13 protein-coding genes are annotated in these 11,971 nt (G+C 65.9%); 2 read left to right on the forward strand and 11 right to left on the reverse strand.

What is annotated here, in order from left to right:
* Positions 1-84: 84 nt before the first annotated feature.
* Complete coding sequence (locus tag WH303_RS01985; protein ID WP_339516557.1) at positions 85-2,070, reverse strand: cytochrome c/FTR1 family iron permease; 1,986 nt, start codon at positions 2,068-2,070, stop codon at positions 85-87.
* Positions 2,071-2,329: 259 nt separating this feature from the next.
* Here WH303_RS01985 and WH303_RS01990 point away from each other — a divergent pair, with 259 nt between their 5' ends.
* Entirely contained in the window at positions 2,330-2,929 is a 600-nt protein-coding gene (locus WH303_RS01990; protein ID WP_339516558.1) for a DUF3617 domain-containing protein, read from the forward strand.
* A 193-nt stretch (positions 2,930-3,122) separates the two neighbouring features.
* Here the strand turns inward: WH303_RS01990 and WH303_RS01995 are convergent, their stop codons facing one another.
* The 8 genes from WH303_RS01995 to WH303_RS02030 form a co-directional block, all read right to left on the reverse strand.
* A complete protein-coding gene (locus WH303_RS01995) occupies positions 3,123-3,671 on the reverse strand; it encodes a lipocalin family protein (RefSeq protein WP_339516559.1) in 549 nt (182 codons plus the stop codon).
* Positions 3,672-3,806: 135 nt separating this feature from the next.
* Positions 3,807-4,598 (reverse strand): SDR family NAD(P)-dependent oxidoreductase, encoded by a 792-nt coding sequence (locus WH303_RS02000; RefSeq protein ID WP_339516560.1) that lies wholly within the window; start codon positions 4,596-4,598, stop codon positions 3,807-3,809.
* Positions 4,598-5,173 carry a DUF3833 domain-containing protein gene (locus WH303_RS02005; RefSeq protein WP_339516562.1) on the reverse strand — a complete coding sequence of 192 codons (576 nt, stop codon included), beginning with the start codon at positions 5,171-5,173 and terminating at the stop codon, positions 4,598-4,600. The genes WH303_RS02000 and WH303_RS02005 overlap by 1 nt, the downstream gene beginning before the upstream one ends.
* 2 nt (positions 5,174-5,175) lie before the next feature.
* Positions 5,176-6,465, reverse strand: coding sequence for an MFS transporter (locus tag WH303_RS02010; protein ID WP_339516564.1), 1,290 nt, complete (start codon positions 6,463-6,465; stop codon positions 5,176-5,178).
* Between the two features lie 12 nt (positions 6,466-6,477).
* On the reverse strand, positions 6,478-7,056 hold the full coding sequence (locus tag WH303_RS02015) for a chalcone isomerase family protein (protein WP_339516566.1): 579 nt from the start codon (positions 7,054-7,056) through the stop codon (positions 6,478-6,480).
* Complete coding sequence (locus tag WH303_RS02020; RefSeq protein WP_339516568.1) at positions 7,049-8,320, reverse strand: class I SAM-dependent methyltransferase; 1,272 nt, start codon at positions 8,318-8,320, stop codon at positions 7,049-7,051. Before WH303_RS02020 ends, WH303_RS02015 begins: the two co-directional genes overlap by 8 nt.
* Positions 8,317-9,069 carry a DUF1365 domain-containing protein gene (locus WH303_RS02025; protein ID WP_339516570.1) on the reverse strand — a complete coding sequence of 251 codons (753 nt, stop codon included), beginning with the start codon at positions 9,067-9,069 and terminating at the stop codon, positions 8,317-8,319. Before WH303_RS02025 ends, WH303_RS02020 begins: the two co-directional genes overlap by 4 nt.
* Positions 9,066-10,412, reverse strand: coding sequence for an NAD(P)/FAD-dependent oxidoreductase (locus WH303_RS02030; protein ID WP_339516572.1), 1,347 nt, complete (start codon positions 10,410-10,412; stop codon positions 9,066-9,068). Before WH303_RS02030 ends, WH303_RS02025 begins: the two co-directional genes overlap by 4 nt.
* A 145-nt stretch (positions 10,413-10,557) precedes the next feature.
* On the opposite strand from WH303_RS02030, the gene WH303_RS02035 reads away from it, so the two are divergent.
* Positions 10,558-11,223 (forward strand): TetR/AcrR family transcriptional regulator, encoded by a 666-nt coding sequence (locus tag WH303_RS02035; protein WP_021027115.1) that lies wholly within the window; start codon positions 10,558-10,560, stop codon positions 11,221-11,223.
* On the opposite strand, the gene WH303_RS02040 is transcribed toward WH303_RS02035, so the two are convergent.
* Together WH303_RS02040 and WH303_RS02045 are read right to left on the reverse strand one after the other, a co-directional pair.
* Positions 11,213-11,674: a nuclear transport factor 2 family protein gene (locus WH303_RS02040; protein WP_339516574.1), complete on the reverse strand. Its 462-nt coding sequence runs from the start codon at positions 11,672-11,674 to the stop codon at positions 11,213-11,215. The genes WH303_RS02035 and WH303_RS02040 overlap by 11 nt on opposite strands.
* Before the next feature lie 20 nt (positions 11,675-11,694).
* Positions 11,695-11,970: a DUF2164 domain-containing protein gene (locus WH303_RS02045; RefSeq protein WP_339516576.1), complete on the reverse strand. Its 276-nt coding sequence runs from the start codon at positions 11,968-11,970 to the stop codon at positions 11,695-11,697.
* Position 11,971: the final 1 nt, after the last annotated feature.

The raw sequence follows: 11,971 nt of genomic DNA on the forward strand, positions 1-11,971 counted from the left end.
TCGCTGGGCGCAGCGCCGGTCAAAGAAAAAGACCTCGCCCAGGCTTGGCGCCCTGGCGAGGTCTGGCAGCCGACAAGGCGGTGCTTACTGCGGGGCGCCCAGTGCCTTGCGCGCCGCCGCGCGGTTGTAGGCAAAGCCAAGCACCACCAGCGCCAGCACAATGGCCTGGGCCAGCAGGGTCTCCATCGTGGGGAACATGCCCAGCAGCTCAATGCGCGGCGCAGCCAGCGGTGTGGCGCTGACCCAGCCAGCCTCTTGCAGCGAGGACACGCCCTTGCCCACCAGCACGACAGCCAGCACGGCCACCAGGATCGACGTCGCCGAGAAGAAACGGCCCACCGGCATGCGGGCGCTGGTGCGCAGCAGCACAAAGGCAATCACCGCCAGAATCGCCACCGCAGCCAGGCCGCCGCCCAGCAGCGCGCCATGGTGGCCGTCCGAGGCCAGGGCCGAGAAGAACAGCACGGTCTCGAACACCTCGCGGTAGACGGAGATAAAGGCCAGCGCAAACAGGCCCCACATGGAGCCCTGGCCCATGCTGGCCGAGAGCTTCTCGCTCAAATAGCTTTGCCAGCGGCCGGCGCTGCTCTTGCTGTGCATCCACAGGCCCACACTCAGCAGCACCAGTGCGGCGACCACCGAGCCCAGGCCCTCGGTCACCTCGCGGCTGGCGCCGCTGATCTCGACCAGATAGGTCGCAGCCGCCCAGGTCAGGCCACCCGCGACCAGCGCCGAGCTCCAGCCCGCATGCACATAGCGCAGTGCATCCTGGCGGCCGGCCTTGCGCAGCAGCGCGACCATGCCGATGACGATCAGCAAGGCCTCCAGCCCTTCGCGCAGCAAGATGGTAAGCGCGCCGACAAAGGTGGCGGTAGCGTCCGAGGCGCCAGCATTCAGCTCGGCCTCGACCTGACCGAACATGGTCTGCAGCTGCTGGGCGGCGGCCTCGGCCTCTGGCAGCGTGCCGCTGGCCACCGTGGCGCGGTACTGCACCATGGCCGATTCGACCTGGGTCATCAAGGCCTTGTTGCGCGCAGCAATCGTCGGCTCCAGCGGCTCAAAGCCATCGAGGTAGGCAGACAGGGCCAGCTTCATTGCCTGGTTGCGGTCGCCCGCCTTGAGTGCAAGCAGGCTTTGCGCCAGGCGCTGGCGCGACAGGGCCACGCCCGTGGCCTTGCCTTGGCTGATGGCCTCGGGGTGGGCGCGCAGATAGGCCAGCACCGCACGGGCCTGCTCAATCGGCATAGCCGGGGTCAGGCTTTGCGCGGTGGTGGTGCTGAGCGCAGCCAGGTCGCCAAAGCGTGCGCGCAGGCCCGCATCGTTTTGCCAGAGTGCCTTGCCCGTAGCGCGCAGCTCGTCGTTGTACGACAGGCCGCCAACAAAATAGGCCAGCGCCCAGCGGTCGTCTTCGGGCAGCGCGCCAAAGGACACCATCGAGGTGCCCTCCACCCCTTGCGAGGTCACTTGGTACAAGGCCATCAGGCTGCGCGCATTGGCGCGCTGCGCATCGCTAAAGGCAATGGGCTGCGGATCCAGCCCTTGCGCGGCTGGGCCATCGCCACCGCCGGTAGCGCCATGGCAGCTGGCACAGATTTGTTGAAAGAGTTGAGAGCCTTTTGTTATATCGGGGGCCTTGGCAGGCGCGACCGGCATCGGGTAGGTCGCCACCAGCAACTGGGCTGCCTGGTGAGCCAGCTGGGCGACTTCATCGGCTGTGGCCTTGGCCTGCACCGCTGCGCGCAGTTGGGTCACCAAGCTCACCACCTTGGCCTTGTCGGCATGGGCGGGCAGGGCCTGGGCCTGCTGCAAGGCGTTGGCGCTGAAGTCCAGCATTTCGGCGTACTCGCCTTCGCTGGCGATCTGGCCATTTTCGACGGCGCCGCCGTAGTCTACGGCGACATAGTCCAGCAGCTGCCAGAGCTGGCGCGCGTCTGTGGCTTGCGTGGCAGCAGCAGTGTTGGATGCGGTGGTGGAGGGTGCCGCAGCGGGCGTTTGGGCCAGGGCAGGGCCGCTGAGCAAACCGGCCAAACCGGCCACGAGGGCCAGTGTCCAGCTGAATGTGGAGCGCATGGAGTGTTATGAATAAGAATTATTCGCGCCATTTTAAGCTTGTTTACATTCTGTACTGGCCCAGTCGACCAGCGTGAGAGAAGCGCCAATTCACATCATTGAGCCCATTTTGTGACCCTGATGGGGCGGCGTTGGAAACGCAATTGGTAACCATTTCTGCATGCCAGATCGCTACACTGCGGCCACGCGCTTGTGCTCATAGGGAGGGCAAGGCGTTGCACGCCGCAAGCCCTGTGCCGTGCCGCAACGAGGAGAAAAAATGGAAAAACTAACAGGATTCGCCGTAGCCACCGTGGTCGCATGTGCCGGTTTGATGGGTTGCAGCAAGAAGGAAGAGACGCCCAGCAGCCCACCGGCCGCCGCCGCGCCGGCCCCTGCGCCCGCAGCAGCACCGGCCCCCGCGCCAGCGCCCGCCGCTGCCGCACAAAAAGTGCAGCCCGGCAAGTGGCAGGCGGTCACCGAGATGAGCGGCCCCATGGGCCAGCAGGCACTGGCCGGCATGGAGCAGGCCTTCAAGACCATGACACCCGAGCAGAAGAAGGCCGCCAACCTGGATAACGCCAAGGTCGAAGGCGGCAAGCTCATCCAAGAGATGTGCATCACCCCCGAGATGGCCGGCAAGACCTTGCAGTCGCTGGCCGATTCGCAGCTCAAGAACATGCCTGGCTGCAGCCCGGCTGACGTCAAGACCGATGGCAACAAGGAATCGATGCGCTTCAGCTGCGGCGAAGGCAAGATGAGCATGAACCTCGAAGCCGTCTACGTCTCGCCCACCGAGAACACCGTCACCAGCACCATGGACATGGCCGGCCAGGGCATGACCACCACGGTGAGCAGCAAGCGCGTGGGCGACTGCTGATAGAGAAGCTCGCGCGCCGCTGCTTGGGCGGTGGCCTGGGGCTTTTGAATGTGAGAACGCAGCCTGGGTGGCTGCGTTTTTTATGGGCGCCTTGGATGGGCCCCCAAGCGTAGGGCTTCAAACCTCGGGTTGGGGCTGGTTGGACCTTGCTGTTTTCTCTGGTTGCAACACATCCCCATCCATGTACGCAAGGCTATTGCTCCACCGGTATCACCTGGGCCAAATCGACACCCAAAGACTGTGCTTTCTCCAGCAGGGCTTGCCGCTGAGTCTCCGGAATGGTCTTGCTGCGGGACAGAATCCACATGTAGTCCAGGCTGCTGCCAATGACCAAGGCGGTGTGGTACTGCTCATCGAGGCTGACCACGTTGTAGCCGCCGTAGAAGGGGCCGAAGAACGAGACCTTCAACGCAGCCTTATCGGCTTGTCCGAGGAAGCGTGCCTTGCCTTGCGCTTCACGCCACTGTTGCTTGGCGGGGTCATAGCCGCGGTTCACGACGGTCACGCTGCCATCGGCATTCAAGTTGTAGCTGGCCGTCACCTGGGTCAGGCCTTTTTCAAAACGGTGGTCAATGCGCGCCAGCTCATACCAGGTGCCCATGTACTTGCTGGCGTCAAAGCCGCTGACCGGTTGCACCCCTTGGGGGACAGAGACGGCGCAACCGGGCAGGGCGACTGCGGCACCGGTGATCGCGAGCGCCATGGCGGTGGCGCGCAAGAGAGCGTTTGTGGAGATAGGCATAGGATGTTTCCTTTTGATTTTGGGCAGGGCCTCAAGTGGGAAAGGCGGTGGAACAGGCTTGGGTGCAGACTGGCGCATCATTGGGCTACTGGCGATAAGCACGCATGCCGTGCCGCTGTCGTCCCCGTCCCCGCATCAGGCCTTGGTGATCCGCCGCACGCTGGCAAAGTACCAGCGGTCGGGCAGGCAGCGCAGCAGGCGCATCCAGCGGGTAAAGCGGCGGGGGAAGTTCATCTCGAACTGTCCGCGCGCCCAGCCCTGCAAGATATGCTGCGCTGCTTCTGCGGGGCTGATCAGCGCGGGCATCTTGAAATGGTTCTGGGCGGTCAGAGGCGTCTCGACAAAGCCTGGGTTGATGATGGATACGCCCAGCCCTTGGGGGTGCAGGTCCAGGTAGAGGTTTTCTGCCAGGTTGTTGAGCGCGGCCTTGGTGGGGCCGTAGGCCAGAGACATTGGCAGCCCCCGGTAGCCCGCAACACTGCCGACCAGCGCGATATGGCCCTGGCCCGCTTGCAGCAGCATCGGCAGGATGGCGTCCAGCACATGCAGCACGCCGACATAGTTGACCGCTAGGTGTTTCTGCATCTCGGGCAGGTTGAATTCGGTCGCGCGCAGCGGCCGGTAGTGGCCGGCGCAGTACAGCACCAGGTCGGGCGCAGCACCCAGGGCGCTATGCACCGCTTGTGCGGCAGCCGCCACGGTGCCGGGCTCGCTCACATCCAGTGCCAGCGCCAGGCAGCCGGGGCGGCTGCCTGCAAAGGCCTGCAGCGCAGCAAGATCCCGGGCCGATACGATAACGCGCGCGCCCTGGGCCTGCAGTGCCTCAGCGGTGGCCCTGCCAATGCCCGACGATGCGCCAATGATCCAGACGGACCGGCCCTGCCAGTCGCGCATCGGCGGATTGAGCTTGGCTTGCAGCAGCGGCATCACTGCGACCCCTTGCTGAAGGAGATGGTCAGATCGCCCAGGTGGATGCCGAACTTGCTCATCGCCGTGCGGTTGAGCATGGTGCGCCCGTCCATCAGGTACATCCAGTCGTCCATCCGCACATTCCAGACCCGGCCGTTCACCGGCAAGGCCAGCACATAGTTCCAGTGCAGCGCGTTGCCGGCGGCCTGGCCTGTGGCGGGGCCGACCACATCCCCCGCCTGGCCGCTATAGCGGCCCTCACCGAGGTACTGGATGTGCCAGGTGCGCTCCTGCGTGGTGCCGTCGCTGTAGACAAAGTGCTCTTCCAGCACGCCGTCATTGCCCGTCCACTTGCCGGTCATCTGCACGGTAAAGCGCTTGACCACCTTGCCCTGGCGGTCGGTGAACATGCCCTGCGCCGTGAGCGGGCCGTTGAAGTACTGGCGCAGGTCCAAGGCCGGGCGCTCCTGGGCATAGTCCTCGACCGAGGGGCTGGCGCAGGCGCTCAGCAGTGCCAGCGTGCCGAACAGGGCCAGGCCGATTCCGGCGCGGCGCAGCGTGATGATGCGGTGGGTGCAGGGCGTGGATGTCATCGTTACCTCCAGGAGGGTTGCAGGCGCTCAGCGCGCCAGAGAGAGGCCAGGGCCAACAGCTTGAGCAGGCAGGGCAGGCCGCCATAGGCCCAGGCCAGCGCCTGCAGGCCGGCAGGCGCGGTGCTGCCACTGTGGTAGCCCGCCATGGCGAGCAGCGGCAGGCAGAGCCCGGCGGCCAGAGCCAGGTTGAGCTTGGTGGCACAGGCCCACCAGCCCAAATAACGCCCGTCGCCCGATCCCCCATGGCCTGATTCGTGGATCACCCCCGTGAGCAGCGCGCCGGGCACTGCCAGGTCGGCGCCCAGCGCCAGGCCGCTGGCCAGGCAGATGGCCGCAAAGGCCCAGGCATCCCCCGCGCCCAGCAAGGAGGCCGAGAAAAAGGCAATGACGCTGGCGAGCATGCCGGCGCGCCAGCTGGGCGCCAGGCCCCAGCGGGCAACGGCTCTGACCCACAGCGGCAGGCCCAGCGCGGCAGCGGCGAAGTAGCACAGCAAGAACAGCGGCAGCAGCTCGGGCGCCTGGAGCCGGTCCACGACAAAGAAGGGCAGGAGCGTGGCGGGTATGGCCGCCGCAATGCCGTTGAGCATGAAGACCGACAGCAACCGGCGAAAAGCGGCATCACGCCAGGGTGAGGCCTGGGGCCGGCCACTGCGCTGCGCGGCCCCTGCGCTGGCATGTGCTGCGTCCGCGCGCGGATCGCGCAGCCGGTACAAGCCCAGCAAACCCAGGCCCAGCGCGGCCAGCAGCACCGCACTGGTTGCATCCATGCCCAACAGGCTGGGCAAGACGCTGGCGGTGAGCACGCCGACCAAGGTCGCGCCCTCGCGCCAGGCCGTTACCTGCGTGCGCCAGGCCGCCTGGCCGCCCCAGCGGGTGCCCCAGGTCTGGTGCAGGATGGTGACCGCGCTATAGGCCAAGGTGCTCAGCAGCAGGCAGCCGGCGAGCCAGCCCAGCATCTGGAACGGGTTGCTGATGGGCGGGTGCCAGAGCGCATAAAACCCCAGGGCCATGGCCAGGCTGCCCAGCGCCGCAGCCAGCCACGCGGCACGCCGCCCGCGCTGTAGCAGGCGATCTGCCAGGCGGCCCAGCGCCGGGTCCAGCAGCGCATCAAAGGCCCGGGTGGCGAGCAGCACGGCCCCGAGGCCGGCCAGCGGCGCACCGGCCACGGCCGCATAGTAGTGGGGCAGGGTCACATACAAGGGCAGCGAGACAAAGGCCAGCGGTGCCGCCAGCGCGCCATAGGCCAGCCCCGTGCGCCAGGAAAGCGCTTGCTGAACCGGGATGGCGTTCATGGCGGACAGCCCTCAGCCCTGGCCCAGCAGTGCAGCGCGCAGCGCCGGTGCGGAGGTTTGCTCCGACAGCCAGATGCCAAAGAACAGGCGCGCGTACAGCGCGTCGTCAATGGTGGCAGTCTCGCGCCCGTTGTACAGAAAAACGACCTTGCCTGTGCCGTCGTTCAAACCCAGCAAGCGGTCCTGCGCCACCACATCGGGAAAGGCCTGCTTCATCATGCGCAGCCACTGGCGGCCCTGCTCTTCGGAGAAGGGCGCCACCCGGCGCATCTCGGCGATGGAGCGCTCCGCAATGGCCTCGCCCTCGAGCTTGCGGTCATAGATAAGCTCCAGCGCAAAGGGCTGGCGCGCATAGTCCAGTGGGTTGAAGCCGGCAGCGGCCCACAGGCGCGCCTCATACACCCGCAGCCCAAAAAACCGCAGCACACCGGTGCCGACCAGGCGCGCGCCTGGCAAGGCCGTGCCCAGTTCAGCAGGAGGGGCAGGGGAGGCAGGCGTGGCTGCGAGGAGGTCGTGGGTCATGGCAGTCATGGAGAGAGCAAGAAGGCGGGCGCCCCAGCCCAGGGCTTGGCGTCGGCGGAGTTCAGGCATGGTCGGGCCTGCGCAATGTGAACTGGACCACATCGGTGTTGCCCATGTCGAACGAGGCCTCGCAGTAGGCGAGGTAGAAGCGCCAGATGCGTACAAAACGTTCATCAAAGCCCTGTTCGCGGACGGCATCGATCTGCTGCTCAAAGGCCTGGCGCCAGCGCCTGAGTGTTTCGGCATAGTCGCTGCCAAAGTGCAGCTTCTTCTCCACGGTCAAGCCGGCCCGGCGCGCTTCGCGCTCAAAGGCCTGGACGCTGGGCAGCAGGCCGCCGGGGAAGATGTACTGCTGGATGAAATCGGTCGAGCGCAGGTAGCGCGCAAACAGGTCATCGCGCAAGGTGATGGATTGCACGCAGGCATAGCCACCGGGCTTGAGGCACTGGCGCAGCGACTGGAAATAGCTGCTCCAGTACTCCTGGCCCACCGCTTCAAACATCTCGATGGACACGATGGCATCAAAGGGCTGCGACTGGTGCTGGGCAGCCAGATCGCGGTAGTCCTGGTAGCGCAGATCGACCTGGGCTTGCAGGCCCGCTTGGGCGATGCGCTCCAGACCCCATTGGCGCTGCTCGCGCGACAAGGTCACCCCGGTCACCTGGGCGCCAAACTCGGTGGCCGCCGTCTGGGCCAGTGCACCCCAGCCGCAACCAATCTCCAGCAGGCGCTGGCCGGGTTGCAGCCGGGTCTCCTGCAAGGCCTGGCGCATCTTGGCCTGCTGGGCCTGCAGCAGATCGGCCTGGGCCAGCGCATCGCCGCTGCGCCCCTCGAACCAGGCCGCGCTGTAGTTCATGCTTGGGTCGAGAAAGAGGCGGTAAAAGTCATTGCCCAGGTCGTAGTGCGCATGGATATTGCGGGCGCTTCCCGAGCGGGTGTTGCGGTTGAGCAGGTGGCGCAGGCGAAAACCCAGCCGGCCCCACCAGTGGCCGTACACCAGCTGCTCCATGTGGTCGCGATTGGCGATGCAAAGACGCAGCAGCGCGCTCAGGTCGGGGCTGTCCCACTGGCCGTTGATATAGCCTTCGGCCAGGCCGATATCGCCCGAGCGCTGCACGCGCTCCAGCGCCTCCCAATCCTGGATGGCACAGCGCGCATCGGCCTGCGCTGCGGGCTGTTGGCTGAAGTGCCGCAGTTGCCCATCGGGCAGCTGCAGGTCCAGCTGGCCGCGGGGCAGGTGTTCCAGCAGCTGCAGTACCTGGCGCGCGCTGCGGGGGATGGAGCGTCCGGCTTGGGCGGACGGGCTCGGCATGGAGGCGGTAGTGGAGTTCATCGTGTGACGAAGCGCTTGGGCTCGGAGGGTTTGCGGTGGAAAGGCAGGCGTTTGAGCCAGAGGCGCAGTGCCTGCCAGTGGATGCGCAGCACGACGCCCCAGGTCATCAAGGGCATGGCCCAGAATGCGCGCCGCACGGTGGCACGGGTCAAGGGCTGCAGCCTGCCTGCGACGCCGGTGCGCAGCAGCGCGCCGGCCTCGTCATGCAAGTCGACCTGCACCAGGTTGCGGCTGTCGCTGCGCACAAAGCGGAAGCGGTATGCGCCCTGCACCGTGCAAAACGGCGACACATGGAAGCATTTGGCCGCGAGCTGCTCCGTGCCCCAGGCCAGATCGGGCCCGGCCAGCAAGTAGGCATGGCGCTCGCCAAAGGTGTTGTTGACCTCGGCCAGCACCGCCGCCAGCGAGCCATCTGCCCGGTGCGCATACCAGAAGCTGACGGGCTTGAAGGCATAGCCCAGCACACGCGGGAAGGTGTGCAGCCAGATCTCGCCGGCCGCGTCCTCGATACCTTCTTGCTGCAGCAGCTGGTCAAACCAGGCCAGGCAGTCGGCGCTGCCGTCGCCATGGTCGCGGTCATAAAAGCTGATCAGGCCGCGCCGGTTGCGGTGCAGTACGGCATCGGGCTGGCCGCGTAAGCTGCGCAGGGGCAGCAGCAAGAAATACCCGGGGTAGCGGAAGGCATGCACCACCGGGCGCAGGCGCTGGTGCCAGATGTGGCCAAAGCCGATCAGCGAACGGTTGCTCATGCGGCCTCCTCCAGCGCCGGCGCCTGCGCGGGTGGCGCTGCGCCGGCCAGCGACTGGCACAGGCTTTGGGCCGCCGCCAGGCCGGACCGCAGCCCGTCTTCGTGGAAGCCATAGCCGCACCAGGCGCCGCAAAACCAGGTGCGCAGCTGGCCCTGCAGCTGGGGCAGCTGGCGCTGGGCGTCGATGGCTGCCTGGTCAAACACCGGGTGGCTGTACTGGATGCGGGCATGTACCTTGTCCGCAGAAATAGGGCGCGCTGGGTTGAGCGACACCACTACCGGCTGCTGCCAGGGCAAGGGCTGGAGCCGGTTGATCAGGTAGTGCAGGCAGACGCCCGCTTGCTCGGCGCTGGACGCGGCGGCACGCTCGTAGTTCCAGGCCGCCCAGGCCGCCTGGCGCTGGGGCAGCACGGCGCTGTCGGTGTGCAGGACCGCCTCGTTGGGCTGGTAACGGATGCTGCCGAGCACCGCGCGTTCAGCGGCCGTGGCGCCGTCGCCCAGCAGCCGCAAGGCTTGGTCGCTGTGGCAGGCCAGAACCACGGCATCAAACCATTCGGAGCCATGCGCCATCTGCAGCATGACGCCCTGCGGGTGGCGCTGCAGGCCGAGCACCGGCGTATTCAGGCGCGCCTCGTGGCGGCCATCCTGCGTCAAACGGGCCAGCAAGCGGCGCACATACTGGCGTGAGCCTCCGCGCACGCTGTACCACTGCGGCCGGTCGCGCACCTGGATCAGGCCGTGGTTGTGGCAGAAGCGAATCATCGTGGCGATGGGGAAGTGCAGCATCTGGTCCGTGGGGCAGGACCAGATACAGCCCAGCATCGGCAGCAGATAGTCGCTGCGGAACGCGGCGGAGAAGCGGTGCTGGTCCAGGAATGCAGCGATCGAGGCTGTCATCTCGGCCTCGGCCTGGCGCTCGGCGATCTCGGTGGTCAGGCGGTTGAAGCGGGCAATGTCTCGCAGCATGCCCCAAAAGCGCGGGCGCAGCAGGTTGCGTTTTTGGGCAAACACGCTGGCGAGGGAGCGGCCGCTCCATTCCAGCGCAGATGCCCCGTGGGCACCAGGCACCTGAACCGAGAACGACATCTCGGAGGCGACCGTATCGACGGCCAGGTCTTGGAAGAGCTGGGTCAGCAAGGGGTAGGTGCGGTGGTTGAACACCAGAAAGCCGGTATCGACGCCGTGCGTGATGCCATCCAGGCTCAGGTCCACCGTGTTGGCATGGCCGCCGAAATGGCTGCCCCCTTCCAGCAGGCAGACCCGGTGCGATGTCTGCGAACGGGCCAGGTGGGCCGCAGCGGCCAGCCCAGAAATCCCCGATCCGATGACAGCGATGCGTTGCATGAAAGGACCCCTTGTAGATGCAACAGCCAAACGTTTGAACCTTCTAGATCAATTGTTGAACTGATGAGTTCACACTATAAACCACAAATGTCAAAAATGCACCATTTAGTCTTCTTCATGACCTGCGACGTCATAAAATGGCGGCATGAATGCTCGGTCTGCCATCAAGGAACAAATACAGCGTGTGCGTGAAGAGGCCATCGTGACGGCGGTGAACCGCCTGCTCGCGACCAAGGGCTACGACGCGATGACCGTCGACGAGGTGGCGGCGGAGGCGGGCATGGCAAAGGCCAGTCTCTACAAGCTGTTCACGTCGAAGGAAGAATTGGCGGGTGCTGCGATGGTCGGGGTGCTGGACCGCGCCTTGGCCTTTGTCGATGGCTTGCGCAGCGCGGCCGATGCGGCGGCCGAAGCAGGCCAGCCGATCGCGGCGCTGGAGCAGTTGAAGGCGGTGGTGCGCTGGGCCATGCGCACCCAGCTGGAAGGGCAGATGCCGTCGCTGCCCGCGCAAAACTCCAACCTCAGCGCCTCGCTGCAGTCCAACGATGCCTATATGGACCGGCTGATTGCGCTGAGCAACCGGCTGAGCATCTGGATCACCGAGGCCCAGACCCGCGGCCAACTGCCCCAACACTTGCCTGCCGAGCTGGTGCTCTACACCTTGTTTGCCCGTGCCTGCGATCCGGTGCTGGGTCTGCTCAAGGACTCGGGGCAGTACAGCGATGACCAGATCATCGACTGGGTTACGGGCACCACCTTCTACGGTCTGGCCGGGCCGGCGGTGGCGCCTGGTGCGGCCCCTAGCGCTTGACCGAGGCGTTGCGCCGCAGCCAGCGCATCAACAGGCCAATTGCCGGTAATTTCTCGTACAGCTCTTCTGCCGCGTCCCAGTAGTCGCGGTGCTCGGCCACGCGCCCGTGGGCATCGATGCGCAGCAACGAGGCGCCGTAGATGCACTGGGGCGCTTGCGCGTTCCAGCTGCGAAAGCGAAAGCGAAACTCCCACTCCAGGGCTGCCCGATCGCCCTGCACCAGCTGCTGGGTGACGATGAAGCGCGGCTCCTGCAGCGTCTCAAACATATGCGCAAAAATGGCGCGGATGTCCGCGATGCCGCGCACCTCGTTGAACGGGTCCTTGAAAAAGGCATCTGCGGCGTAGTAGTCGCTCAGCTGCGCGAGGTTCTCGGGCGCGAGCGACTCGTAGAAGCCCACCAGCCGCTGCACCGCGGCGGCGCTGACATCGGAATCGGAAATCGCAGACATCGTGGCGCTCCTAGGAGGGACTAGCCCCGTGATTCTCGCTTGCTGCTGGCCTTGTTCCAGTAGCCAAACTCGTCCTCATGCACCTCATAGTCGAGCTCCTGCAGGCGCTCATGCAGGCGGGCCTGGGCGTCGGCCACGCCCTGGTTGTAGAGGCTGGGGCCGATTTCCTTCAGGAAGAAGCCGAGCAGCGCGGCGGCGGTCATATTGCCGATGCGCTCGCCCTGGGTCTGCTCGAAGTAGCGTTCGATGGATTGGACGGCACGGTCGTGCACGTCCTTTTTCAGTTCAATAGCCATA

The organism is Comamonas sp. MYb69, assembly GCF_037479315.1.
Lineage (GTDB): Bacteria > Pseudomonadota > Gammaproteobacteria > Burkholderiales > Burkholderiaceae_C > Comamonas.

Coding starts and splice junctions, on each gene's coding strand:
- WH303_RS01985 (WP_339516557.1), bottom strand. CDS start 2,070: ATGCGCTCCACATTCAGCTGGACACTGGCCCTCGTGGCCGGTTTGGCC.
- WH303_RS01990 (WP_339516558.1), top strand. CDS start 2,330: ATGGAAAAACTAACAGGATTCGCCGTAGCCACCGTGGTCGCATGTGCC.
- WH303_RS01995 (WP_339516559.1), bottom strand. CDS start 3,671: ATGCCTATCTCCACAAACGCTCTCTTGCGCGCCACCGCCATGGCGCTC.
- WH303_RS02000 (WP_339516560.1), bottom strand. CDS start 4,598: ATGCCGCTGCTGCAAGCCAAGCTCAATCCGCCGATGCGCGACTGGCAG.
- WH303_RS02005 (WP_339516562.1), bottom strand. CDS start 5,173: ATGACATCCACGCCCTGCACCCACCGCATCATCACGCTGCGCCGCGCC.
- WH303_RS02010 (WP_339516564.1), bottom strand. CDS start 6,465: ATGAACGCCATCCCGGTTCAGCAAGCGCTTTCCTGGCGCACGGGGCTG.
- WH303_RS02015 (WP_339516566.1), bottom strand. CDS start 7,056: ATGCCTGAACTCCGCCGACGCCAAGCCCTGGGCTGGGGCGCCCGCCTT.
- WH303_RS02020 (WP_339516568.1), bottom strand. CDS start 8,320: ATGAACTCCACTACCGCCTCCATGCCGAGCCCGTCCGCCCAAGCCGGA.
- WH303_RS02025 (WP_339516570.1), bottom strand. CDS start 9,069: ATGAGCAACCGTTCGCTGATCGGCTTTGGCCACATCTGGCACCAGCGC.
- WH303_RS02030 (WP_339516572.1), bottom strand. CDS start 10,412: ATGCAACGCATCGCTGTCATCGGATCGGGGATTTCTGGGCTGGCCGCT.
- WH303_RS02035 (WP_021027115.1), top strand. CDS start 10,558: ATGAATGCTCGGTCTGCCATCAAGGAACAAATACAGCGTGTGCGTGAA.
- WH303_RS02040 (WP_339516574.1), bottom strand. CDS start 11,674: ATGTCTGCGATTTCCGATTCCGATGTCAGCGCCGCCGCGGTGCAGCGG.
- WH303_RS02045 (WP_339516576.1), bottom strand. CDS start 11,970: ATGGCTATTGAACTGAAAAAGGACGTGCACGACCGTGCCGTCCAATCC.